Origin of the sequence: Amycolatopsis sp. NPDC058986 (genome assembly GCF_042741125.1) — a bacterium.
In the GTDB taxonomy this organism is placed as follows: Bacteria; Actinomycetota; Actinomycetes; order Mycobacteriales; family Pseudonocardiaceae; genus Amycolatopsis.
Genome location: NZ_JBHYJW010000011.1, coordinates 15,357 through 39,880, shown reverse-complemented (window position 1 = coordinate 39,880; position 24,524 = coordinate 15,357). Strand labels below are relative to the sequence as shown.

Here is a 24,524-nt window from a genome sequence, read left to right as displayed (position 1 = left end):
CTCCCCGTTCACTTGACGAACAACCCGAACACGAAGAACCCGAGCCCGCCGAGCACCGCGAGCGCGGCACCGATCAGCAGGCCCTTCCACGCGCGGCGCGCGGGCTCCTCGCGGAACGCGTCGTCCGCGGTCACCAGAGCCGCGCTCATCCGCGCGATCAAGAACGCGTACGCGTCGACGTGGTCCTTTTGTGTCTGCACCGCTACCTCGCCAGTCCCAGCGCCCAGGCGTAGACCCCGAACAGCTGCAGCACCAACGGGATCATCGCGACCGCGCTCAGCGTCTCCAGCCAGTTCGCCAGGTGCCCCCAGATCGGCAGCGGCCGGCGTGGCGGCAGGCGCGTCATCGCGGCGACGAGCACCGCGAACACCACCGCGAGCACCAGCACCGCGATCAGCCGCGTGGTACCGGTCCAGCCCGCCGCCACCGCCACGACGACGATCGCCAGCCCGGCCGCACCCGACACGGCGAGCGGCACGCGCTGCCACGAGCCGAGAAACGCCTTCGACCGCAACACGACGGCGATCGCGAGCACCGTGGCGGTGACCGCGCCGAACACCCCGTCGATGACCAGGAACGGGAACGAGCAGCCGAAGAACATCGACGAGGCGAGTGTCGCGATCGTCAGGTACCCGTCGGCGTAGCGGGCCTTCTCCGCCATCTCCGCCGCGGGTACCGGGTCGATGTCGTGCTGCAATTCGTCGGCGGTGCGCGGGAGCTGCGGCCCGCGGATGCGGGCGAAGCGGACCGCGATGCGCGGCGCGAAGATCAGCACCGCGAGCAGGACCGTCGCCAGCAGCCCGGCCGTACGCGCGGGCGCCCAGCCGAGCCCCAGATGCAGCCATTGCGCGAGCGCGCCCGCCAGGCCGGTCGCGACGACCGTCCCGGACGCCACGAACGGGATCCCCGTCGCCCAGACCGCCCTGGCGACAAGCAGGACGGCGCCCGCGCCCGCCAGGGTGAGCGACCCGATCAGGATCGGCAGCGCCCGCAGGTCCAGCGCCGCGGTCACCCCGGCCGGTGCCAGCGCCCCGGCGAGCGCGGCGAACCCGCACCCGCCCAGTGCGCACAACGCGGTGAGCGCGCCGTCCTCGGTGCGGCCGCCCGCGAGCACCGCCGCCACCAGCAGCACCACCGCGGCACCCGCAGCGCCGGCGATCGCGAGCACGGGCGCGCCCGGCAGGAGCAGGATCACCGCCGGCACGACGAGCGCGGCGATCGAGAACCCGAGGAACAACCAGCGGTTGAACTCCGGGCGCCACCGGCCGGGATGCCGCGCGACGGTGGTGGCCAGACCGTCGGCCACGTCGTCGAAATCCAGTTCCGGCAACGCGTCCTCGGCGGGCCGCAGGTGCAGTTCGTCCCCGTCGCGCCACTCGAGCGACTCCGGGGTCCCGGCGGGATCCATCGGTGCTTCGCCGAGCCGCTGCAGCACCCAGCGGGCACCTTCGCCGGACGCGGGATCCCCGGCACGCGCCAGCAACACCGGCAGCAGGCTGGCCACCGTCGTCCCGAGCGGTACGGCGAGATCCGCCCGCCCCTTGGGGCCGAACACGCTGACGCGGCAGAGCTCGGCCTCCCGCACGCTGCTCATGACTGTCCTTTCCGGAATCGCGGGGTCATCGCCGTCCGCCGACCAGTGCGCTGTCGACGGCGGCGGTCTGGATCAGCCGCACACCGCGGCGGGTGACGAGCTGGGCTCGGCCGGTGGGCAGCTTGCGCGGCACCGCCTCGCCGAGGAACTTGCCTTCGTCCTTGGGGTAGGAGAACACCACGCCCGGGTTGCCCATCTCCCACACCCGCCGGATCACCGAGTCCGACATCGCCCGCATCGCCCCGGAGGTGCTGCGCGCGATGATCAGGTGGAATCCGATGTGGACACCCTGGGCGACGAACGGCAGCACCGGATCAAGCGGCGAGCCGCCGTAGCCGCCGGTCAGCAGCTGGGCGTCGTCGACGACGAAGAACAGCTGCGGGCCCTGCCACCAGTCCCGCTTCGGGAGCCGGTCGGCGGTGATGCTCTGGTCCGGCACCCGCCGTCCCATCGAGATCGCGGTCTGCTCGGCCAGCTCCTGCAGCGATTCCGTGGTGATCGCGTAGCCGACCCGGCAGGCCTCCGGCACCACCTCGTCGAGGCCACGCGTGGGGTCGCCGATGACGAACTTGGCGCCGTCCGGCCCGTAGTGGCCCAGCACCGACCGGACGGCCAGCCGCAGCAGGTTCGTCTTGCCGGTCTCGTTGTCCCCGAACACCAGCAGGTGCGGGGTGGCGCCGAAGTCGTGCCACACCGGCATGAGCCGCTGCTCGTCCAGGCCCAGCGGGACGCGCACGTCGCCGTCGGGCGGCGGCAGCGCGGTCGAGGGCAGGTGAGCCGGCAGCAGCCGGACCGGCGGGGCGGGCTTGCCCCGCCAGAACGTGCGGGCCTCCTCCGCGACCGCGCGTGTCGCGTCGGCGAGGTCACCGGTGGCCGAACTGCCGTCCATGCGCGGCAGCCCGGTCTGGAAGTGCAGGCCCTCCGGGGTGAGGCCGCGGCCGGGGATGTTCGGCACCTTCGCGGCCTTGCGGGAGCCGATCTCGGACTCCATCGCGTCGCCGAGGTGCAGTTCGAAGCGGGTGCCCAGCAGATCGCGCAGCCGGGGCCGGATCTCCGACCAGCGCGTCGAGGCGACCACGACGTGCACCCCGAACGTGAGCCCGCGCGAGGCCAGTTCGAGGATCTTGTCCTCCAGGTCGCCGTAGTCGTTCTTGAGGCTGAACCACCCGTCGATCACCAGGAAGACGTCGCCGTGCGGATCCGTCACCTGCCCGGAGCGGCGCAGCGCGCGGTAGGCGGCGATCGACTCGACGCCCCGCTCGGCGAACACGGTCTCCCGGTGTTCCATGATCTGCAGCAGTTCGGCGACCGTGCGCACCACGCGGTCGTGGTCGAGGCGGGTGGCGACCGAGCCGACGTGCGGCAGGCCCGCGATCGCCATGATCCCGCCGCCGCCGAAGTCGAGACCGTAGAACTGGACCTCGTCCGGGGTGTGCGTGAGCGCGAGCGCGAGGACGAGGGTGCGCAGCATGGTCGACTTGCCGGTCTGTGGCCCGCCGACCACCGCGACGTGCCCGTCCGCGCCGGAGAGGTCGGCGACGAGCAGTTCGCGGGCCTGCTCGACCGGCCGGTCGACGAAGCCCAGCGGCACCCGCAGGCGGCTCCGCGCGGCCGGGTCCTGCACGCTCATGCCGCGCGCCGGATCCGGCAGCACACTGGGCAGCAGCGAATCCAGGCTGGGCGGCTCGGCCAGCGGCGGGAGCCACACCTGCCGGGCCGCCGGGCCGGCGCCGGCGAGGCGCTCGACGAACACGTCCGCCAGGCTCGGGCCGTTCTGCTGCGCCGGCTCCGGTTCGGCAGGCTCCGCCGGCACCGCCTCGGGACGGTCGAGCAGGTACTCGGCGCGCGGGTGCGGCTGGGTGTAGAACGGCACGACCTCACGGCTGACGCGGACCCGCTCGGCCACGCTGCCCGGTTCCTGCGCCGGGGCAGGCACCGCGCCGGAGACGTAGGCGGCCTTGAACCGCACCAGGTTCGTGATGTCGATCTTGAGGAACCCGTTGCCGGGTTCGGACGGCAGTTCGTAAGCGCTGCCGACGCCGATGACACTGCGGGACTCCATGGAGGAAAACGTGCGCAGCGCGATCCGGTAGGACAGGTGGCCTTCCACGCGGTGGATGCGGCCCTCGTCCAGACGCTGCGACGCGAGCAGCAGGTGCACGCCGAGACTGCGGCCAAGGCGCCCGACGGAGACGAACAGGTCCATGAACTCGGGCTTGCTCGCGAGCAGTTCGCTGAACTCGTCGACCACGAGCAGCAGCGACGGCAGCGGGGCCAGCTGCTCACCCGCCAGGCGGGCCTTCTCGTACTCGAACAGCGACGGATGGCCGCTTTCGCGCAGCAGTTCCTGCCGCCGGGTCATCTCGCCGGTGAGCGAGTCCTGCATCCGGTCGACCAGCGGCAGTTCGTCGGCAAGGTTGGTGATCACCGCGGAGGTGTGCGGCAGCCGGTCCATGCCGAGGAACGTGGCGCCGCCCTTGAAGTCGACGAGGACGAGGTTCAGGATCTCCGAGGAGTGGGTCGCGGCCAGGCCGAGCACGAGGGTGCGCAGCAGCTCGCTCTTGCCGGAACCGGTGGCGCCGATGAGCAGGCCGTGCGGGCCCATGCCGCCCTGTGCCGACTCCTTGAGATCGAGCTCGACGACCTCGCCGTCCTCGGTGACCCCGATGGGCACGGACAGCCGGGCGCGCTGTGCGGAGCGGGGCCGCCACTGGCCGTCGACGTCGAAGGTGTGCGCGTCGCGGATGCCCAGCAACGCGGTGAGGCCGAAGTCGCTCTCGAGTGGACGGTCGGAGATCTCCACGGTGCCGCTGGTGCGCTGCGGCGCCAGCCGCCGGGCCAGTGCTTCGCTTTCGGCGATCCCCAGGTCGTCACGCAGCGCGGAACCGGTGCCCTCACCCGACGGGAACTCCACCCTGTCCTCGGCGCAGGTGAGCCGCAGGACCTTCGGCCCGCCGGGGAGCAGGCCGGTGACGTCGAGCAGCACGACGTTGCGCAGGCCGGCCCCCAGCAGCCGCGAGGACTCCGGGATCGGGGCGAGGTGCGCCACGATCACCAGGAACGGTTCGCTCGCGCTCGGCGCCGCCGACTTGTCGTGGTCGGGGCGGTCGTCGATGTCCGGGCCGAGCAGATCGAACAGCTCACCGTGGTCGCACGCCAGCATCGGGGTCGGCCCGGCGCCGCCCCGTGCGGCCGGGTGCTGGTTGTGCGGCAACCACTTCACCCAGTCCCATGTGGACACATACTCCTCGGTGGTGAGCACCGCGACGCGCAGTTCGTCCGGCGAGTGGAACGCGACCAGCTGCGCGAGCATCGCCCGGACCAGGCCCACCGCGGGCTCGGCCGCCCCGGCGAACTCGACGCTGGTGAAGCTGCGCAGCCCCACCGCGGTCGGGATACCGGACACCGACTGGTAGGCGTTGCCGAAGCGGCGCAACGAAATCGCCGACAGCGGCTCCAGGTCCTCGACCGGTTTGGTCGACGGCGGCACCAGTTCCAGTGCCGCCGGCTGGCTGCCCAGCCCGATACGGACGCGCGCGAAGTCGTCGTGCCCGGCGCGGCGCTCCCATACGCGCGGGCCGAGCACGAGCGACCACAGCGAGCCCGGTGCCGGGTTGTTCCACAGCACCGCGCGACGCTGATCGTCCGCTGTGGACCGTGCGCGGCGGCGCAGCTGGGCGATGTAGCGCAGGTAGTCGCGGCGTTCGGCGCGCAGCTTGCGCCTGCGCTCGCTCGCCTGCCTGCCGACCTGGCCCAGGCTCATCAGGAGCATCGAGATGCCCATGCCGCCGCCGAGGAGGTAGATCACCGGCGAACCGCCGCCGACACCGGCGAAGGTCAGGATCATGACCATCGCGCCGAGTCCCATCGGCAGCACGGTGAGCATGGAGTGCAGGTCCCCCGGTGCCTGTTCCTCCAGCACGGGCGGTTCCTGCAGTTCCACCTCGCCTTCGGGCATCTCCGGGCCCTGCGCGCGGGGGCCGCGTTTGACGATGTAGGTGCTCACTGCGCTCCTCGTTACTCCAGGACCCCGGACGACCGGGGGCCGCCGCGGCCCCACGCGCTGTCGTCCTGGCTGAGCAGGTCGGCCATGGACCGCTCCTCCTGGTCCTCGTCGTCGGCGTCGTCCTCCTCGGGAACCGGATCCGGGTCGGCGCCCGAACACATCGGGCCGAAGCGGTCGTCCCCGACCGGTGGCAGGTCGGTGCGGCGCTGATAGGCCACCGGCGCCGGTTCTTCCCCGGACGCCTCGCGCTTCGCGGAACGGCCGGTGCCTCCGGCGAGCGGGAGCAGCGCCGCGACGCCGATGTCCCAGGACGAGCTGTCCTCCGTGTCCGACGGCGGATCGACCACGGGAACCCGGTCGCCGTCGCGGTGTGTTTCCGGTGCGGCGGGGACGGACGGTCCGGGGCGGCCCGGATCCCGGGGCACGTTCGCGGCGAACCCGGCCGCCGCGACAGCGAAGCCGGCGGCCGTGGCACCGGTGAGGTCCGGCTGTTCCGTGGCCGCGGCGAAGGATCCCGGCGGATCCGTCCCGTCGACCATCCGGCCGAAGGGCGTCATGGCCGAAACCGCCGAAACCGCGGGGAAATCCTCCGGCGCCCAGTGCCGGGGCGCCACCGACGGGGTGCCAGGCTCGGCCGGGCCGTCGTGCGCGGTCCCGGTATCCGTCCAGAACTCGCCGTCGACCGGACCGGCCGCACCGGAGCGAGCCGTGGCGCGCTCGCCGGGCGGAGTCACGCCGCCCAGCGGTACACCGCCGGGGACCTCGGCCCAGGAGGCGGGCTCGACCGGCGCCGTCTCGGACAGCACCGTCGGCGTACCGGCGTCCGCCGGCAGGGCGGCACCCGCCCAAGGCTCGGACTCGTCCTCGATCAGGCCCGCCGCGTCCGAACGGCCAGGACGCTCATCCGGCGAAGCGGCCGCGCCACCCACCGGCATTCCACCGGGGAACGCCGGCACTCCCCCAGCCGAAGACCACTCGGCCGGAGTCGTCGCGGGAGTCTCACCGGCGACGGGTTCACCCAGATCCGCCGGCACGTCGACACCCGCCCAGGGCGCGGACTCGTCCTCGATCAGGCCCGCGGCATCCGAACGGCCAGGACGCTCGCCCGGCGGAGCGGCCCCGCCACCACCGCCCATCGGCATCCCACTCCCGGGGAACCCCGGCGTTCCTCCCGCCGACGACCACTCGGCCGGAGCGGTGGCGGGCGTGTCGCCCACCGTCGGCTCGCCGAGACCCTCCGGCGCGCCGACACCCGTCCAGGGCGCGGACTCGTCCTCGATCAGGCCCGCGGCGTCCGAACGGCCGAACGGCGAACCCGGCTGGGGCGCGCCACCGGCTCCGGTACCCCCGCCGAGCGGGAGGCCGTTGAGACCACCGAGCTTGTCCGGCTTCCCGGCCGCGAAGTTCGTACCGGGCGCCGGGGCCGACAGGTCACCCGGGAACGAGGCCTTGGTGGGATCACCGAGACCGTTGGCGGCACCCACCTCGGGCCCGTCGCCGACACCGAAGCCGCCGGGGCCGCCCGCGGACCGGCGCGAGCCACTGCCCGAGCCGGGACTGGTGAGGCTGCCGGGGAACGGCGAGATCGGCGGAATGTTCGCGGCCGTGTTGCCGAACGACGGCACGTCGCCACCCAGGCCGCCGGGCGCGTTGGTCCCCCCGAACGACGGCACATCCCCACCCAGGCCGCCCGGCGCGTTGGTCCCCCCGAACGACGGCACATCCCCACCCAGGCCGCCCGGCGCGTTGGTCCCCCCGAACGACGGCACATCCCCACCCAGGTCACCGGGAGCGTTCGTGCCACCGAAGGACGGCACGTCCCCGCCGCCCGGCGGCGGAGTGGCCGAGAAGTCCTTCATATCCGGGCCACCACCGGACAGGTCCGGCGGGTTGTCGAGACCACCGGTGTCCGGCGGGGGGATCTTGGACTTGTCGAAGTCGTCCTTGGTGCTCTTGTCGAAGGACGACGTGTCCGGCGTGATCGCCTGGTCGACGGTGAGGCGGTAGTCATCGGCGAGCTGCTTGCCGACCTTCGCCATGTCCTCGGTCATCTTGGTGACCAGGTCGGGGTAGTTCGCGATGTGCGCCTGCCCGGTGGCACCGTCGCGGGTGTGCACCATCGTCGCGTAGTACGAGTCGATCTGCCGGATCGTGTTCTGCGCCCACTCCAGGTACAGGCTGTTCTGGTAGAGCTGCTGTGCCACACCGGTTCCGGCCTTGCCACCGGACAGCTGGTTCGCACGCGAGGAGATGAACGCCGAGAACTTCTTCATCATCACGCCGAACTGCTCGGCCGCCGGGCCCTTCCACGACCCGTGCTCGCCGGTCAGCGCCGCCGCCTGCTTGTCGATGATGTCCGCCATCTGCGTCAGGTTCTTCTGGGCGGCGTAGAACGCGACGGACGCGTCGTACAGCGACTGCGGGTCGGAAATCTCCTTCGCCCGGTTCATCCCGTCGGACCCGGGCGCGATCGCCGCGCCGCCGACTATCGCCGCCTCGATCTGTTTCCAGGTCCACCCCTGGAAATCCGTGCCCGAGGACGGCAGGGCGTCCGGCTTCGCGTAGACACCCGTGCCGTCCTTGGTGAACCCGTTGCTGTTCTCCGGATCGTCGGCCATCGCCTCGTCATTCCCCCGTTACCTGTGAAAAGTCAGCTCTTCGCCCCGGAGCCGCCGCCCATGGCGTTGACCCAGCCGCTCGTCTGCGAGAAGTACTTGCCGAAGTCGTCGCCGGTCATCTTGTTGGCCTCTTCGGCGGATTCGTACTTGAGCGCGATCCGCTTGAGCGCGTCGGAGGTCTCCGCGACGACCTCCACCACACTGCGCAGGGTCGCGCCGGTGGCGTCCTTGATGTTGTCCACGCTCTTGGACAGGCTCACCGCGGTCTGGAACCCGCCGGGGCGCAGCTTGACCCCCGCGATCCGCTCCTGGGTGGACTTCAACGGCGGCAGCAGTTCGTCCAGATGCTGCGCCAAATTCTTCATCGCCTTGGTGTTCACCGTCGTCACCCCCTTGCCGGGGGTCTCGCCACCACCCGGTACCGGCGGCGCCTTGACCGAATCACCCGGGTTCAGCCCGGGGGTGAACGTGCCGAAGGAGTTCTTGTCCGGGATGGTCGTGTTGTGCGACGCCCAGTCCTGGTACTCCTTGTTGACGTCGCTTTCGGTCTGCCGCTCCGGCGGCTTGCCGGTGGCGGACTTGTCCCCGCCGGTGGTGTCCCCGCCGTCAGCGTGACCCCAGGACATGACGCACCGTCCTTTCTGGACTCGATGGGACGCGGGGCCGGCCGGCGCGATACACGGCGCCCGGCCCCGCGGAAGCGCTCCGCCTCAGAACTGTCCCTGGGCGTAGTTGTTCGCGTGGACGTAGGTTTCGCGGATGTGCTCGAGCGTGACGCCGGCGTGGCTCGCCTGCTTGGGCATGTCCTGGGCGCTCTGCCCCCATTTGGCCTGGGCGGTGTGCCAGGCGTCGGCGGCGCTCTCGGTCCAGTCGTTGAGCAGCCGGTCGCCGGCACCCCGCAGCGTCTCCAGGCCGGAGTTGATGTTGTTCGCCGCGGTCTGGAAGGCGCTGGTCACCTCGGCCATGACGGACGGGTCGTAGGAGTACTGCATGGTTCTTCCCTCACTCTCCTCAGATGCCCGACAGGCCGCCGCCAGGCAGCGCCACCGCGGCCTCGCGGGCCGCGTTTTCGGATTTGGTGTAGTTCGCCGCGCTGGCCCTGAGCTTGCCCTGCAGCTCGGTGAGCGCGTTGGTGATCGTCCTGGTGTCCTGGAAGAAACCGTCCATCGCGGCGCGGAACGCGTGCGCGGCCTCGCCGCCCCACTTCGCCGCCAGGTCGTTCAGCGCGCCTTCGATCCGCGTCAGCTCGGCCTTGATCGTGTTCTCGGCCGCGCCGATGTCCCTGCCGCAGAAAGCCTGGATCTGCCCGGCATCAACGTCTGCCATCGTCTACCTCCTCTGGTCGTGGTTGGTCCCCGCCGTCCTCGGCGATGCCGGGGTCGAAGAGTCCCCATTCGTCGACGGGCGCGATCGGGACGGACCGCACCTCGTGGTTCGAGCTGGTTTCCGGCGAAACGCCGGTGTGCTGCGTCAACATGGTCCAGTTCCCGGGACGTGCCGCTTCCGAAGTACTGCGGGCGACTTCTGGTTCGAGTTCACTCTTCCAGAGCAGGCGCAGACAGGACCTAGACGAAGCATCGCCGTCCGCGAGGGCCGGGCGCGGCCACGTATGCACGTTGTCGACATCCGGCGAAAAAGGTCCTTTTCAGACAATCTCATCGTCCTTTTCGGACAGTGCAACCACGATTCCCGCCACCGCGTCCGGCTGGCCGATGTGCGGGAAATGCCCGCTGCCCGGCAGAACCGTGAACCCGGCGTCCGGCAGGACCGACGTGAGCCAGCCGGCATAGGCGGGATTCACCGGCATCCTGCTCAGGTGATGAAAAGCGCTTCCTGCCCGATGCAGCGCGGCCAGCTGACGGGTCCGGACTTCGCGCAGCTCCGCCGCGGGGACTTCGAGGATTTCCCGCCAGTAGCCGAGAAGCAGATCCTGACGCGGTGACGACCGCAGCAGCGCGCGCGCTTCCGAGGCGAGCTCTTCGGCGCCCATTCCGGCCAGGAGCTTGTCCCACACCCTGGGGTGATCCGGCCCTCGCAGCACGGTTTCGACCGAGCGGAGCAACTCGCCGAAGGGACCCGCGAGCAGTGGCTGGTCGATGTCCAGCACCGCGCGCACCGGGTGGTTCGCCGCGTACACCGTGGCCACCACGGCCCCGATCGAGTGCCCCACCAGCACCGGCTCGCGCAGCCCGGCGGCGGTGATCGCACCGTGCACCGCTTCGGCCACCTCGGACATGTCGTAGGAACCGCGCCGGGGCGACGCGCCGTGGCCGGGCAGGTCGAGCGTCAGCACCCGGCGGCCGGGCAGCGCGCGCCGCAGCGGTGCCCACATGCCGCGGTCGAACGTCAGTCCGTGCAGCAGGACCACGGGCGGACAGTCGTCGCCGGCGCCCGCGACGTCCCCCTCCAGTTCACCGAATCGCATCGGTCACCTCATTTCCTTCCACACACAGGCAAACTGTCCATTGAGGACACCTGGTTCGTCCTCCCTGCCCGAACGGATTCAGCGGCCCTCGCGGAGGAACAGGTCCGGCCGCCGCGGCGCCCACAACTCGTTCTCCAGGTGCTGGTCCTGCCACCGCGACCGCGGCTCGGAGATCCAGTCGTGTCCGAAGATGGCGTACGGGTAGGTCGACCCGGAGCAGCTCAGCTCGTAGTGATCCAGGTAGTCCATCAGCGGCGCCCACAACTGCCGGTTCGCGAGCACCAGGTAGGAGGCCGCCAGGCCCGGCTCGTGGACCCAGCCTCGCACCATCCGGGCAAGGAAGACGTCGGTGATCGGGTTCGGCTTGGTCTCGAAGGCGGGGCAGATCAGGTGCCGGGCGACGGCGAAATGCGTGCCGGGCGGCAGTTCCCGCTGTCCGACGTCGTGCCAGATATCGGCGATGACGGGATCGGCGTCCAGCTCCTCCCGCGCGGGCTCGCGCATGGTCAGCCAGCTCATGAAGGCGCGCAACCGGTTGCTGTCGGCGCAGCGCAGGACGTAGAACGCGGCGGGCTGCCGGTGCAGCCAGAACCGGACCGACGACGCGGTGAACTCGCCGTAGGTCTCGCGCGCCAGTGCGACGAGCTCGTCGTGGTCCGCCGGGGTGACGCGGGCGGCTCGCACGTCCGGGTCACCGGTGGCCGAGACGTAGCGGCCGGTCACCCCGCCCCGGCGCCGCAGATGGCTGATGGTCCGCATGACCGCCGCGCCGGCCCTCGGCTCGGTCGCGTCGCGTAGCAGCGTGTTCATCACGTAGTGCCGGATCCGCCGGTGCATCCGCTCGTAGCCGACCGGATCCCGCCATCGCAGGTGGGCCTCCAGCGCTTCCCGCAGCACCCCGTTGACGTCCAGTCCGTGCCCCGGCGTCTCGACGTAGGGCTGCACCCGCAGCCAGTCGAACAATTCCGCGGCGTCGCCCCCCGGCACCGCCACCCGCAGGAGGTCTTCGGTGGTGTAGCGGGCGTGCGCGCACACGTGCAGTGCCCACCGATGCCGCGGCGACGGAACGTCGTCGAGCAGAGTGTCCAGCACCGCGTCGACCACGAACCGCACGGCCTCGCGCCGTGACGGCTGCCCGGTGTGCGACATGCTCCGGCCGACCTCGGCGGCCAGCGACAGCACGAGCGGGTTACCCGCCGCGAAATCCACAATGGACGGAGCGAACCCGGCGTCGGCACCACGCGCCTCGACCAGCGCCGCCGACTCCGCCGCGCTGAGGGCTTCCAGCTGCCGCGCCACGATCGCACCGGACCACGCCGGGTCGGTGATCCACGCGACGCTGGGCCCGGCCCGGCCCGCCACGACGACGATCGAATCGGCGGGAAGCGTGCGGAGGTAGGTGTCGCGCAACCACGGCTCGAGTTCGACGTGCCGCTCGAAGGAGTCGACGAGGACGACCGGGCCGGCGGAGGTCCCCGCGACTCCTTTGGCGAGTTGTTCGAGACGTTCCCGCAGCTCCGCGGTCGTGAGGTCATGCAGATGCCACACCGTTCGGCCCGCGGCCACGGCGTCGTCGCTGTACCGGCGCAGCAGGGTCGACTTGCCGATGCCCGCGTGACCGCACACGAAGAACACCTCGAGGCCTTCGCCGCGACCGCGTTCGAGCATGGCGGCGAACGCCGCGCGCTCGGCGTCCCGCCCGACGAACCGGGAACCGACGTTGCGGTCCAGTGCCGCGCCGGCCGGCTCGCCCGGTGGCTCCCCGGCAGGCGGCGTGGTCACCCGGGGCCGCGGGGCGGGCACGAACTCGTCCTCGGCGTCGGTGTCGGCCCGCAGAATCTTCTCGTGAATGGCCCGCAGCTGCGGGCCAGGGCTGACGCCCAGCTCCTTGCCGAACAGGTCGTAGACCATCCGGTAGACCTCCAGCGCCTCGGCGCGACGGCCGCTGCGGTAGAGCGCCAGCAGGTAGATCTCGTACAGCGGCTCCTCCAGCCGGTTCAGCTGGATGAGCAGCGGCACCTCGGCCACCACCTCGGCGTGCTCGCCCATCTCCAGACGCAACTGCAGCAGTTCCTGCACGGCGGTCAGCTTCAGCCGCTCCAGGCGGGAGCGTTCCCGCTCGGCCGCCTCGCCCGGCACTCCGGCCAGCGCGGTGCCCGTCCACAGGTCGAGCGCCTCGCGCAGGTGCGCGGCCGCATCCGGCACGGCACCGCCCACGCGTTCCTGCCGCGCCGTCTCGACCAGCCGCGTGAACTCGGCCGCGTCCAGCACGAACAACGACGGGTCGAGCATGTAGCCGCCGGACTGCGAGCGGATCGCCGAACCCAGGCCGTGCTCGGAGAACACCCGGCGGATCCGCGAGATGTAGGTCCGGATGACGGCCTCACCGGTCGCCGGGGCCCGATCGCCCCACAGGCCGTCGATGAGCTCGCCGATCCGGACGAAAGTCCCGCTGCGCACGAGAAGCAGCATCAGCACCGCCTGCTGTTGCGGCGCGCCCAGATCCAGCTCCGCGTCACCGCGGCTGAGCCCGGGCGGTCCGAGAATGGTGAACCGGCACTGAGCCGAATCCGCGTGTTGCCGTCCAATCACGACTGCCTGGCTCCGCATACCCGGAAAGTAGGCCTGCCGGAACGGCCCTCGCGAGCGTCACCTGACGCTGTGCCTGTACGTCGCCCCATCGTCAGGACGGCCGACGGTGTCCCGCAACTCCTTGCGGTGACGACGTCCTTGCCCACCGCGTACCTCTCGTCCGTCACACTTTCCCGTCAGCGCACCATTCCTAGGGCAGTGGTGTAGACAACCTGTAGACGTCCTGTCCACGAAACGCGATGCGGCGGGTTCCCGCGAAGCCGTCCCGGTGCTTCTGTCACAGTGGTGACAGGGCCGGTCGGCGTCGCCGCGGCTCGACTTCACAATCTCGCGCATCGCGAAAGGGCGGGGAAACCATCATGGCCGGGGTGAGTTTCGGGTTGCTGGGCCCCATCAGGATCTGGCACGACGGTCAGGAGCTGGACGCAGGATCCCCGCAGCAGCGCGGGGTGCTCGCTCTCCTGCTGCTCAGCGAGGGACGGCAGCTCACGCTCGACGAGATCGTGGGCGGGTTGTGGGGCGCCGAGGCGCCGCGCAGCGCGATCGTCACCACGCGCACGTACATTTCGCGGCTGCGCCGGCTACTGGCCGAAGCAGGCGCAGCCGGGCGGGGCACGGAGGCGGAGATCCGGTCCGCCGGCCGCGGCTACCAGCTGCTCGTCGACCCCGCCGCGGTCGACGTGACGATGTTCCGCCAGGCCACGGCCGAGGCGCGCGAGGCCCGCGCCCGCGGCCAGGACACCGAGGCCTCGCGGCTGCTGCGCGGGGCGCTCGCGCTCTGGCGCGGGCCCGCGCTCGGCGGTCTGGGCGGCCCGTTCTTCGAGGCCCGCCGCACCTGGCTGGAGCAGCTGCGGGCGTCGGCGATGGAGGAACTCTGGGCACTGGACATCGGCCAGGGCCACTGCGCGGACACGATCGCCGAACTGACCTTGGCCACGGCACGCGAGCCCTACCGCGAGCGGTTGTGGGAGCTGCTGATCTGGGCACTGGACAGCGAAGGCCGCCAAGACGACGCGTTGTCGGCCTATCGGCGGATCGCCCGGTTGCTCGACGACGACCTGGGGCTGGAGCCCGGCCCCGGCCTGCGGCGCGTGCACGCGCGGATCAGCGCGGCCCGCGCTTCCCTGGTCTGATCCGCGCGGCGGCGTCGCCCGCCCCGGGGCACTCGTCGACCGTCCATCCACAGTGGACACCGCGGTGACCCGCCGCGCGCTCGGCGGGGCTAGCGCCCCGGGGCGCGCATACCGGCGAGCACCAGGGCGAAGACGCGCCCGCGCTGGACGTCGTCGACGTACTCGATGGTGCTGATGCCCGCGACCAGCCGCAGCACATCGTCGATCGTCATGTCCGGATTCGCGGCACCCGCCCGCTGGGCTCGTTCCACCAGCGGGCGACCCGCGTCCCGCATCGCCTTGCGGCAGGCCTGGAAGCCGCCCGTGGTGCGGTTGAGCGCGTCGGCGAAGACGAGCTTCGTGCCGATGTAGTCGGTGAAGTGGTGCAGCCAGGTCACCAACGCGTCCCACGGGTCGAGGTCGTCGAGCCCGGACGCCGCCCGGCAGAGCTTTTCGACCTCCTCCCGGTGAACCTCCTCGACGAGGTCCTCCCGCGTCGGGAAATTGCGGTACAGCGTGGCGATACTCACGCCGGACCGCCGGGCGATGTCCTCCAGGGACACCTGCGATCCGTTGTCCGCGAACGCTTCCCGGGCCGCCGTCACCAGCGCGTCGAAGTTGCGTCGTGCGTCCGTCCGCTTCGGACGGCGCGTGGGCAGGGAAACCTCCATGACACCTCCTCGGGTTGACAACCGTAGTCTACCTACGATTAAAGTGTAGGGGTACTTTCACTTCTTCTTTTGCGAGGCAGGCACATGTCCCCCACCAAGATCACCCTGGTCACCGGCGCCAACAAGGGCCTCGGACTGGCCACCGCACGCCGGCTGGCGGAACTGGGCCACACCGTGCTCCTCGGCAGCCGTGACCCGGAAAAGGGCGCCCGGGCGACCGGAAAACTGGCCGGGTCCGGGATCATCGTCCACCCGGTACCCCTGGACGTCACCGATGACAGCTCCGTCCAGGCCGCGGCGGCGCACATCGACCGCGAGTACGGCCGTCTGGACGTCCTGGTCAACAACGCCGGCATGCTGATCCGCAAGCCCGCCACCGACGTCACCGGCGAGGACGCGCGCCCCGAGTTCGAGACCAACGTGTTCGGCCTCATCCGCGTGACCCACGCGATGCTCCCGCTGCTGCGGAAGTCCCCCGCGGCCCGGGTCGTCAACGTCGCCAGCGATTCGGCGATGTTCAGCAAAACCACGGAACCCGGCTCGATGTTCGCCCGCTCGCACGAGTCCTTTGTGTACTCCGCGGCGAAGGCGGCGGTGAACATGCTCACCGTCAAGTACGCCAACGCCTTCCTCGACGATCCCACGCTGGCGCATATTCAGGTCAACTCTGTCACGCCGGGCTACACCGCGACGGACCTCAACGGTTTCGCCGGTGTCCGCACCGTCGACGAAGGCGCCCGCGCGTCCGTCTACTGGGCAACCGAAGGCAACGGGACGGGCCGCTTCCACAACGACGAGGGCCCCCTGCCCTGGTGAACGACCGTCCGGCCACACTCTCCGTCTTCTGCCTCACACCTGTGCCACTAACTCATCAGAACTGCTACATTTATGAGACAGAACAGCCTGAAGGAGGCCTCAGTGATCACCTACGAGCAACTCTTCATCGGCGGCGAGTGGGCCACGCCGAGCAGCGCGGAGCTGATGGACATCCGGTCCCCGCACGACCAGTCGGTGCTGGGCCGCGCCGCGCAGGCGCAGCCCGCCGACATCGACCGCGCCGTCGCCGCCGCCCGAAAGGCCTTCGACGAAGGGCCGTGGCCGCGCACCTCGCCCGCGGAACGGATCGCGGTCATCCGCAGGCTCGTCAAGCTCCGCGAGGAGCACGCCGAGGAGATCGCGGCACTCATCTCGGCCGAGAACGGTTCGGCCCTGTGGTTCACCAAGGCGGGCCAGCCCGGCCTGACCCGTCAGGCGAACGCCTACCTGAAGGCGGCCGAGGAGTTCGCCTGGGAGGAGACTCTTCAGCCGTCCGATCCGGGCGCGCCGTTCCGCTCGATCGTGCGCCGCGCGGCGGTCGGCGTCGTGGCCGCGATCATCCCGTGGAACTCACCGTTCTCGTCGGCCATGGCGAAGATCCTGCCCGCGCTGCTGACCGGCAACACGGTCGTCCTCAAGGTCTCGCCCGAGAACACGCTCAGCATGAACCTGCTCGCCCGGCTGCTGGCGGAGGCCGGTCTGCCCGAGGGCGTGATCAGCGTGCTGCCCGCCGACCGCGAGACCAGCGAGCACCTGGTCAAGCACGCGGACGTCGACAAGATCGCCTTCACCGGCTCGACCCGCGCCGGCCGCCGCATCGCGTCGCTGGCCGGGGAGCAGCTCAAGCGGGTCAGCCTGGAACTGGGCGGCAAGTCCGCCATGATCATCCTGCCGGACGCCGACATCGACGCCGCGATCCAGGGTGTCAAGTTCGGCTCCCTGCTGAACAACGCCGAATCGTGCATCGCGCAGACCCGCATCCTCGCGCCGCGCGGCCGCTACGACGAGATCGTCGCCGGCCTCAAGGAACTCGTCGAGTCCCTGGGCGTCGGCGACCCGGCCGGCGAGTCGACCTTCATCGGCCCGATGGTCCGCCGCGATCAGCAGCAGCGCGTACTCGACTACATCCGGATCGGCGTTTCCGAAGGCGCTCGGCTCGTCACCGGAGGTCCGGAAGTGCCGGCGGGACTGGAAAGCGGTTTCTACGTCACGCCAACGCTGTTCGCCGACGTGGACAACTCGATGCGGATCGCCAAGGAGGAGATCTTCGGCCCGGTCCTGGTCGTCATCGCCTACGACGACGAAGACGACGCGGTCCGCATCGCCAACGACTCCGAGTACGGCCTGTCCGGCGGCGTGTGGTCGGCCGATCCCGCGCACGCGCTGGAAATCGCGCGCCGCGTACGCACCGGCACCGTCACGATCAACGGCGCCCCCATCGGGTTCGACGGCCCGTTCGGCGGTTTCAAGGCCAGTGGTCTCGGCCGGGAGTACGGCGCGGTCGGGCTCGGCACCTACACCGAATACCAGACCATCACCGTTCCCGGGCGAGCACGCTGACGACCACCCCCTGGACACCCCGGCACAGTGCCGTCAGAACAACGGCAAACCGGGTTCCAGGCCGAGCCGCACGCGTCCCGAACCGCCGAAGAATTCCGGGGCCTGGTTGACGTGCTGCAGCGCCACCATCCCGTCGCGGTACAGCCGCTCGAGAGCATTGCCCCGGTAGAGCGAGGTGGAACTTCCCAGCTGGTACATCGCGACCAGAGCCTCCCTGCCGACGACGGCCGCGTGGGCCATGGCCGAGTGCAGATCGGCATGGAGGGCGGGGGTGGACGGCTCGGCGCGCCCGGCGGTCTCGTCGATCCGCCGGGCCACGTCGAACAGGAACAGCCGCGCGGCCCGTACCGCGGTTTCCTGGCGGGCCAATGATTCCTGGACGTGGGGCTGCTCGGCGAGCAGACCACCGAACGGAGTCGTCTTGCCGGGCGCGAGCGCGACCAGTTCGTCGATGGCCTGCTCGACCGTGCCCAGCGCGACGGCGGTGCAGCCGGCGAAGACCAGGAGGATGGGGTTGAGCCGGTATGGGGGCCGGTCCAGGCGCAGCGGGGTGTCGATCCTCGCGGTCAGCTCGGCCGGGACGAACGCGTCCTCGATCACCACCCCGTGACTGCCGGTCGCGCGCAGGCCGCTGACGTTCCAGGTGTGCTCGATCTTCAGCTGGTCCTGGCGAACGTGAAACAGCCGTACGTCCGGTCCGCCCGCCTCGGTCGTCGCGGGCTGCTCGCCGTCCATCACGACGCCGAGCGGGACGAACCACTCGGCCGCTTCGATCCCGCTGACGATGCGCCAATGCCCGGAGAGCCGGTACCCGCCGTCCACCGCGACGGCGGTGCCCGGCTGGCCCGCGTTCGCCAGTACCGGTTCCGGGCCACCGGCCCAGACCTTCGCCGCGCCCGCCTCGCCGAGCATCGCCGCGGTGAAGCCGAAGTTGGCGTTCCACACCACCCAGGCGGCCGAGGTGTCGATCCGGCCGAACCGCTCGTAGACGGTCAGCGCGGTGGTGAGCGAAACCTCCAGCCCGCCGTACTCGGCAGGGGTGAACAGGCTGAAGGCACCCGCATCGCGCAGTTCGGCGATCAGGTGACCCGGCAGGCGGCCGAGCTTGCCGGCTTCGTCCCGCGCGGCCTCGATCGCGCTCCGCAGCAGGTTCGGCAGGGCAAGTGCCCGGGATTCCCCGGAAGTGGTGTCGGACATGAATCCAGCGTGCCGCCACGGTGCATACACGCGATCGACGTCGTCGGCGCGACGACCTGCCGCTCTCTGCTCGCGCGGCACCAGTGGCGCCGACGCCGGGTCAGCCGGGCACGGGTCCCGGGTCGGTGTGTGGCTCGACGATCGTGGTGAGGACGCGGATGACCTGATCCGTCAGCTGTTCGGGATCGGCTTCACGCAGTGCGGGGGTGCCGATGATCCGGCGCATCAGCCAGGTACCCGCCAGCAAGGCCAGCCCCAGCTCGGCACGTTGCCCGGCATGAGCGCCGTGCAGAGCGCCGGTGAACCGCGCGCCGACGTTTTCGCGGATGCCGGCACGCATGATCTCCGCGGCTTTCGGGTTGGCCGCCGACTTGAGCATCAGCTCGAACGGGCCCAGATGGTCGGCGTCCGCGGCGGTGCGGGCGACGAGAGCGCGGGCGATCTGGACGGCCAGGTCGGTCGTGTCTCCCGGTTTCCCCGGGATCATCGTGGGTTGGGCGAAGGAGACTGCGACGACCTCGGTGAACAAGGCTTCTTTGGAGCCGAAGTAACGGTTGACCAGGATCGCCGTCACGCCGGCCGCGGCCGCGATCTCGCGGAGACCGACACCGTCGTATCCGTGGCGGGTGAACGCCGTGACGGCCGAGTCGAGGATGGCCTGTCGCGTCGCGGCGGCGTTGCGGGGGCGGGGTGTGGGGCGGCTCATACCGAAAAGTATACAAGCGGCTACTTAACTGTGAGTAGTATACAAGTGTAGACATTGCCTGGATCGGAGAATTTCCCATGGACTTACAACTCACGGGTCGTCGCGCCCTGATCACCGGTTCGACGGCCGGGCTCGGTGAAGCCACCGCTCGGCTGCTCGCCGCCGAGGGTGCCGAAGTCGTGATCCACGGCCGTAGCGCCCAACGCGCGCAGGAGGTCGCCGGCTCGATCATCGAGAACGGCGGCAAGGCGGCCGTCGCGGTGGGCGATCTCGGCACCGACACCGGGGCGGACCGGACCGCCGAGCAGGCGCTCGCCGGCGGCGTCGTCGACATCCTGGTCAACAACGCCGGCGCCTACGAACACCTGAACTGGGGCGAGACCACCTCTGATATCTGGCTGCACACCTACAACGTCAACGTCGTCTCCGGCGTGCGGATGATCCAGCGGCTCGTCCCCGCCATGCGCCAACGCGACTACGGACGGATCGTCAGCATCGGAGGTGGGCTGGGAACGCAGCCGTTCGACAGCCATCCGCACTACAACGCGTCACTGGCCGCCCGGCACAATCTGGCGGTATCCCTGGCCCGCGACCTGGCCGGTACGCACGTGACCTCCAACATCGTCGCGCCCGGCGCGATCCTCGTTCCCGCGGTCCGGGATTTCCTGACCGCGCTGTCACCGGAGCGCGACTGGGGGCAGACCTGGGAAGAGATCGAGTACAACTCCGTCCGCGAGATCGTGCCCAACGACAGGAGCCGCTACGGCAGGCCCGAGGAGATCGCCGGGGCGGTCGCCTACCTGTGCGGCCCGCACGCCGAGTACATCAGCGGCGCGACGATCCGCGTCGACGGCGGCACCGTCCGCAGCGCGTTCTGACACCCCGGCGGCCCCGCGAAGAACGCACGGATGTTCCTGTGCAACAACACCGTCGACATGGGTGGTGAGAACCTGCACGCACCCGAGCCCGCGAGCCGCCTCGACGTCGGTGGTGTCCGATGTGGATGGTCACAGGACTATTGGTGCGCCCGGATATCCGTGCTTGTGGACCTGAACCAAGCCCGCCCCTCGACGACCGCGGAAATCAGCAGTTCGCGGGACGGTTTCGTGTTCGTGGGGTTGCCGTACGGGCCTCCCCGGGGGCACGTACAGCATCCGCACGAACAACGCCCGCGGCTAGGCCGATGCGCTGGTGAGAGTGCGGCGTGGGGCCGCCGACGATTTTCGCCTGCTGGACGATCTGTGGTAGTTCGTCGGCTGGCAGAGTAATCCCCAGAGTGACCTCTTCGGCGTCGTTCGTCAGTTGCACCGTGAGGTTGAGCAGCTCGAACAGGCGCCGGAGGTGTTCCTCGGGTGCCTCCGTGAGATTGAGGCTCAGGTACGGCAGCGCGTCAAGCAGGGCGATGTCGTCGATGTGGGGCACACCAGGTTCGGCATCGTCCTTGGTGTCGAGTTCTGCGATCGCGGCGAGCGCTGCCTTCCTCTGCCTTTCCAGGTCGTTGTAGGTTCTTCGAAGTCCTTGGGTGAAGGGGTCGTCGGGGTCGCCGTCTTGTGCCTGCCGCAGGATCTTCGTCTGGCGGCGTTCGAGGTCGGCGAGGACTCGATGGAGACGTTCGCGCTCGGTCTGACGGTGGCGGGCAGCGTGGTCGTCGAGTTTGTCGAGGTCCGCGGCGAAGATGGCTCGGCGGTCCGGGCCGAAGACGCGGTCGGCGAGGAACGCGGCCACAGCGGCGAGGATGTCCTGCTCACGGATGTAGAGGGCTTTGAGGTGGTGACCTGCGTAGGTGTCGGGGCGGCCGCGGTTGTTGTTCTTGGGCCAGCACATGTAGTAGGCGCGATTGTGGCGGTGGTTGCCGTACATGCGTCGCCCGCAGCCGCAGAACACCATGCCGCGCAGGACGTAGGTGCGGCGGGTTTGCGGGTGCAGGTTGAGGTCGTTCTCGCCGCGTGAGCCTTGCCGAGCCCGGCGCCGGGCGTTGAACTCGTCGTACATCCACTTCGCGATCAGTGGCTCGTGGGTGGGCTGGAGCGACCAGACCCACTTGATCGGGTCGTTGACCTTGCCCTTCTTCGACCGTGAGGCGCGTCGGTTGAAGACCTGGTAGCCGGTGTACTTCGGGTTGCGCAGGATCTCGTAGATGCTCGTCTTCCCCCACGCCTTGCGAGCGCGTTTCCCGCCGGGCGGCTCGGGCGGCGGGTACTTGGTCAGATTGGTGTTGAGGCGGTCGGCGATGGTGTCGTAGCCGAGTTCTTCGTAGTAGCGCCAGTGTGCGATCTGCGTGACGGTTTCCGCACGGGCGCCGTCGGCGACGAGCAGCGTCTTCGTGCGGCCCTTGTCTGCCTTGACAGGGTTGGGATGCGGGACGATCTTGGCTTTGTAGCCGTATGGAGGTTTGCCGATGTTGTAGCCCTCGCGTATGTGGGTGCACAGACCGGCCCAAGACAGTTCGAGGGTGTTGAGGACTTCGTACTCGGCGATGGACTGGTTGATTCGACGTTGGAGCACCCGCTGCGCCCGGCTGCCGGAGAGAGTGATCGGCTCGTTGGATGCGAACAGCGGCACGTCAACACGCTCAAGTTCGCGCTCGACGGACAGTCCCTCGTAGGCGCGGCGCGCGACCCGGGAAATGGACTCACAGATCACGACGTCGAACCGGCGGTTTGGGTGTGCGGCCTCGGCCAGCATGTCGGCGATGCCGCCGTCGCGCGCCAGCGGAATGTCGAATCGTTCGTAGTTCTCGCCCCGGCCACGCTCGTCGAGTTCCATCCGACCGGACTCGACGTCATAGAAGTAAGCGACGACGATCCAGGAGTCCGGCATAGCGGTCTTGCAGTTCCCGACTTGCCGCAGGATCGACTGACGTGGGTCTTGCTGGTCTTCGGTGGAGGTCCGACCGAGCACTGCGACGCGGACGTCGTCACGCATCAGCGCCGCAGTGGACGAGCCTAACGGCGAGACGGCGTAGTCCGACAGCCCGGACGGACCTGAGGCCGGGACACGACCCGCACCTCGGCGCTCGATGGCCGGGGCAGGCGGATTGACCACCAAGGGGTTGGGTGTGAGGTCGTCGTCCGCCCTCATCGACGCTGGCCTCCATCGCACAGCGGGCCGGGCGTAGCCGGTCCTGGGGTGTCAGGCAATCCGGCCGCGGTCGGTTTCATCGGAACTCGGCGCGGCTTGTCGCTGGCGCGCCCAGCGGAGAAGGTCAGCGACGACGGCGGCAAGTTCGGCACGCAGACGCTGTCCCTCAGCGCCGCCGACGTGAGCAACCTCGCCAACGAACAACCGTTGCCCGCCGCGGTACGCCTGCTGGTAATGCCAGGTTGCGTCACCGCTGGAAGCGCCGAGTGCGCGCGGAAGCTGATTGCGCGATATCCCTGCCGACAGGACATCGTTGACGTCGCGTCGTCGTGATGATTCGTGACGACTACAGTCAAAGTCAGGCTGGGATTCGTTGGGTAAAGCGCCCGGCATCGATCTCTTCCCGTTGATCGGGTCAGCGGAACGCCACCGATCGCACCCGCTCCCCTGGGCTGGCTAACGCAGATCATGGAGTGTCCTTGCCTCGTCACGGTCAGCCGGGCGATCGCCCCGGTCGACCATGAACGCTCCACTCCGCCCTAAAGGGCAAGCGATCTTACGGCGGCGGCCACATGATTGCGCTCTTCCTCTCCCCGCCGGGGTGGACAAATTGCCGGCTCCGACGGGGACGAGGTTTCGGTCAGGCTGCGCGGAGGTCGGACTCGCCTGAACCAGGTCCGCACGCGTGCGGACTCGCCAGCGGTTCTACCCTGCGGCGTGTACCCGGTCCTTCAGATTGGCCTGTCCTGAGGATCAGAACATCTTCATGCGCGATGACCCAGGCGGGCACTCCGCGTTCGCGGAGTTTGCGCACGTAGTCGAGTTGGAAGAACGACGAGCGTGGGACGAGTTTCCCGTTGCGCAGTCCGGCCAGGAGCCCAACGCACCGCTGCACAGGTTGCAGCCCGGCGTTGATCGCGGCGTCCAATGTGAGTGAGGGGAAGTCGATGAGTTCGCCGTCGACGCGGAACGGGCGGGTGGTGATGGCCACGACCCCGCCGGGCTGGAGCAGCGGAACCGCGCGGCGCAGGATGTCGGTGAACCCGCGCAGCAGCATCGGCAGGCTGCGGTGGGCGAGGTTGGCGCGGTCGCGGCTGTAGCGGTGGTCGTGCTTGCGCACCGGTCGATGTCCAGGGGCGTCGACCTGGCCGTGGACGCTGGCTCCGTAGGGCGGAGACGTCACTAGTAGTCCGACGCGTCCGGTGTAGTGCTCGGCGAGGTCGGGCAGGACATGGCGGGCATCGCCGACATGCACCTCACCCCGGCCGGTTCCCGTGTCGTTGGCAGCGAGGGCGAGGTTGGCTTGGGTGACCTCGGCCCAGCGGGGTTCGTATTCGATGCCGAGGGCGTCGCGGCCTTTGTAGACGGCTTCGACCAGCGTGGTGCCGACGCCGCACATGGGGTCGAGGACGAGGTCGCCGGGCGCGGTGAAGGTGTCGATGGCATGACGGGCGATGGCGGGCAGCATCTTCGCCGGATGCGCGGTCGCCTCCGGCACATACCGGGTGCCGCGCTGGGCGCGCGGAGCCTGCTGCGCGGTCGGCCACACGGTCACCGGCAACTCGACCAGAGCATCACTGCCGCGGGTCAGCGCCTGCCGCGGAATGGAGTGGTGAGTGCTCATCAGGCGGCTCCGGCGAAGTCGGTGTGGAACACGAGCAGGTCGGTGTGGGCGACGGGGTGCACCGCGTCGGCGGGCAGGGTGACCGAGGCCGGCGGGCTCGAGACGAGCAGCCGATCACCGTGGACGTGGGCGAGCACGGCGATGATGTGCTGCAGATAGCTCAGCCCGGCGTTGGTCGCAGCGGTCACCACCGCGCCGGTGTGGTCGGCGAACCGGCCCGCCCCAGCGGGGTTGCGAGTGGCTACGGCGAGCACGCCGCCGGGGGCTAGCCAGCGTGCCCAGGTGGTGTAGGGCTGGCCGTCGGCGGCGATCCACGGGGCCGGCAACTCGACGGCCAGCAGCAGATCCACCGAGCCCGGCTCCGGCGTGCACATCCCGCCGTCGGCCCGGTCGTGGTGGCCGCCAGCGATGACGGTCTCGGGGTCGGCGCAGAGGACTCGGCGGGGGCGCGGCGACTGGGCGGCCCCGGCCGACCCGGGGGGGGGGGGGGCACGCCCACGGCCCCGGATAAAGCCCCCCCGA

At 70.2% G+C, this 24,524-nt stretch carries 21 protein-coding genes; 5 read left to right on the top strand and 16 right to left on the bottom strand.

Translation table 11 applies throughout. The features are described from left to right. Positions 1–8 precede the first annotated feature (8 nt). The 10 genes from ACFW0G_RS12920 to ACFW0G_RS12875 all read right to left on the bottom strand — a co-directional run bounded on the left by ACFW0G_RS12920 (position 9) and on the right by ACFW0G_RS12875 (position 13,253). Entirely contained in the window at positions 9–200 is a 192-nt protein-coding gene (locus tag ACFW0G_RS12920; RefSeq protein WP_378325254.1) for a type VII secretion protein EccB, read from the bottom strand. 2 nt (positions 201–202) lie between these two features. Continuing rightward, positions 203–1,594 carry a type VII secretion integral membrane protein EccD gene (eccD, locus tag ACFW0G_RS12915; RefSeq protein WP_378325253.1) on the bottom strand — a complete coding sequence of 464 codons (1,392 nt, stop codon included), beginning with the start codon at positions 1,592–1,594 and terminating at the stop codon, positions 203–205. Positions 1,595–1,619: 25 nt separating this feature from the next. After that, positions 1,620–5,600 carry a type VII secretion protein EccCa gene (gene eccCa, locus ACFW0G_RS12910; protein WP_378325252.1) on the bottom strand — a complete coding sequence of 1,327 codons (3,981 nt, stop codon included), beginning with the start codon at positions 5,598–5,600 and terminating at the stop codon, positions 1,620–1,622. Between the two features lie 11 nt (positions 5,601–5,611). Further along, the gene (locus tag ACFW0G_RS12905; protein ID WP_378325250.1) at positions 5,612–8,218 is read right to left on the bottom strand and encodes a hypothetical protein; all 2,607 of its coding nucleotides are present in this window, start codon (positions 8,216–8,218) and stop codon (positions 5,612–5,614) included. Positions 8,219–8,250: 32 nt separating this feature from the next. Then, the gene (locus ACFW0G_RS12900) at positions 8,251–8,844 is read right to left on the bottom strand and encodes a hypothetical protein (protein ID WP_378325249.1); all 594 of its coding nucleotides are present in this window, start codon (positions 8,842–8,844) and stop codon (positions 8,251–8,253) included. Positions 8,845–8,928: 84 nt separating this feature from the next. After that, on the bottom strand, positions 8,929–9,210 hold the full coding sequence (locus tag ACFW0G_RS12895) for a WXG100 family type VII secretion target (RefSeq protein ID WP_378325248.1): 282 nt from the start codon (positions 9,208–9,210) through the stop codon (positions 8,929–8,931). A gap of 19 nt (positions 9,211–9,229) precedes the next feature. After that, positions 9,230–9,544 (bottom strand): WXG100 family type VII secretion target, encoded by a 315-nt coding sequence (locus ACFW0G_RS12890; protein WP_378325247.1) that lies wholly within the window; start codon positions 9,542–9,544, stop codon positions 9,230–9,232. Next, positions 9,531–9,695 (bottom strand): hypothetical protein, encoded by a 165-nt coding sequence (locus ACFW0G_RS12885; protein ID WP_378325245.1) that lies wholly within the window; start codon positions 9,693–9,695, stop codon positions 9,531–9,533. Before ACFW0G_RS12885 ends, ACFW0G_RS12890 begins: the two co-directional genes overlap by 14 nt. 168 nt (positions 9,696–9,863) lie before the next feature. Then, on the bottom strand, positions 9,864–10,643 hold the full coding sequence (locus tag ACFW0G_RS12880) for an alpha/beta fold hydrolase (RefSeq protein WP_378325244.1): 780 nt from the start codon (positions 10,641–10,643) through the stop codon (positions 9,864–9,866). 78 nt (positions 10,644–10,721) lie between these two features. Further along, entirely contained in the window at positions 10,722–13,253 is a 2,532-nt protein-coding gene (locus tag ACFW0G_RS12875; RefSeq protein ID WP_378325243.1) for a BTAD domain-containing putative transcriptional regulator, read from the bottom strand. A 341-nt stretch (positions 13,254–13,594) separates the two neighbouring features. Between ACFW0G_RS12875 and ACFW0G_RS12870 the strand changes: the two genes are divergently transcribed. Beyond that, positions 13,595–14,368: a BTAD domain-containing putative transcriptional regulator gene (locus ACFW0G_RS12870; protein ID WP_378325242.1), complete on the top strand. Its 774-nt coding sequence runs from the start codon at positions 13,595–13,597 to the stop codon at positions 14,366–14,368. A gap of 89 nt (positions 14,369–14,457) precedes the next feature. Here ACFW0G_RS12870 and ACFW0G_RS12865 read toward each other — a convergent pair whose 3' ends face one another. Further along, positions 14,458–15,018, bottom strand: coding sequence for a TetR/AcrR family transcriptional regulator (locus ACFW0G_RS12865; protein WP_378325241.1), 561 nt, complete (start codon positions 15,016–15,018; stop codon positions 14,458–14,460). Between the two features lie 84 nt (positions 15,019–15,102). On the opposite strand from ACFW0G_RS12865, the gene ACFW0G_RS12860 reads away from it, so the two are divergent. Continuing rightward, positions 15,103–15,834, top strand: coding sequence for an SDR family NAD(P)-dependent oxidoreductase (locus ACFW0G_RS12860; RefSeq protein WP_378325240.1), 732 nt, complete (start codon positions 15,103–15,105; stop codon positions 15,832–15,834). A 102-nt stretch (positions 15,835–15,936) separates the two neighbouring features. Next, positions 15,937–17,394, top strand: a complete 1,458-nt coding sequence (locus ACFW0G_RS12855; RefSeq protein ID WP_378325239.1) for an aldehyde dehydrogenase — start codon at positions 15,937–15,939, stop codon at positions 17,392–17,394. A gap of 33 nt (positions 17,395–17,427) precedes the next feature. Here ACFW0G_RS12855 and ACFW0G_RS12850 read toward each other — a convergent pair whose 3' ends face one another. Together ACFW0G_RS12850 and ACFW0G_RS12845 are read right to left on the bottom strand one after the other, a co-directional pair. Next, positions 17,428–18,591, bottom strand: coding sequence for an acyl-CoA dehydrogenase family protein (locus ACFW0G_RS12850; protein WP_378325238.1), 1,164 nt, complete (start codon positions 18,589–18,591; stop codon positions 17,428–17,430). Between the two features lie 100 nt (positions 18,592–18,691). Then, entirely contained in the window at positions 18,692–19,297 is a 606-nt protein-coding gene (locus ACFW0G_RS12845; protein WP_378325237.1) for a TetR/AcrR family transcriptional regulator, read from the bottom strand. A gap of 77 nt (positions 19,298–19,374) precedes the next feature. Here ACFW0G_RS12845 and ACFW0G_RS12840 point away from each other — a divergent pair, with 77 nt between their 5' ends. Next, positions 19,375–20,175, top strand: coding sequence for an SDR family NAD(P)-dependent oxidoreductase (locus ACFW0G_RS12840; protein WP_378325235.1), 801 nt, complete (start codon positions 19,375–19,377; stop codon positions 20,173–20,175). A gap of 205 nt (positions 20,176–20,380) precedes the next feature. On the opposite strand, the gene ACFW0G_RS12835 is transcribed toward ACFW0G_RS12840, so the two are convergent. Beyond that, complete coding sequence (locus ACFW0G_RS12835; RefSeq protein WP_378325234.1) at positions 20,381–22,378, bottom strand: recombinase family protein; 1,998 nt, start codon at positions 22,376–22,378, stop codon at positions 20,381–20,383. A 48-nt stretch (positions 22,379–22,426) separates the two neighbouring features. Between ACFW0G_RS12835 and ACFW0G_RS12830 the strand changes: the two genes are divergently transcribed. Then, on the top strand, positions 22,427–22,711 hold the full coding sequence (locus ACFW0G_RS12830; protein ID WP_378325233.1) for a hypothetical protein: 285 nt from the start codon (positions 22,427–22,429) through the stop codon (positions 22,709–22,711). Between the two features lie 307 nt (positions 22,712–23,018). On the opposite strand, the gene ACFW0G_RS12825 is transcribed toward ACFW0G_RS12830, so the two are convergent. Together ACFW0G_RS12825 and ACFW0G_RS12820 are read right to left on the bottom strand one after the other, a co-directional pair. Continuing rightward, positions 23,019–24,002 (bottom strand): TRM11 family SAM-dependent methyltransferase, encoded by a 984-nt coding sequence (locus tag ACFW0G_RS12825; protein WP_378325231.1) that lies wholly within the window; start codon positions 24,000–24,002, stop codon positions 23,019–23,021. Beyond that, positions 24,002–24,352, bottom strand: a complete 351-nt coding sequence (locus ACFW0G_RS12820; RefSeq protein ID WP_378325229.1) for a hypothetical protein — start codon at positions 24,350–24,352, stop codon at positions 24,002–24,004. Before ACFW0G_RS12820 ends, ACFW0G_RS12825 begins: the two co-directional genes overlap by 1 nt. Positions 24,353–24,524 lie beyond the last annotated feature (172 nt).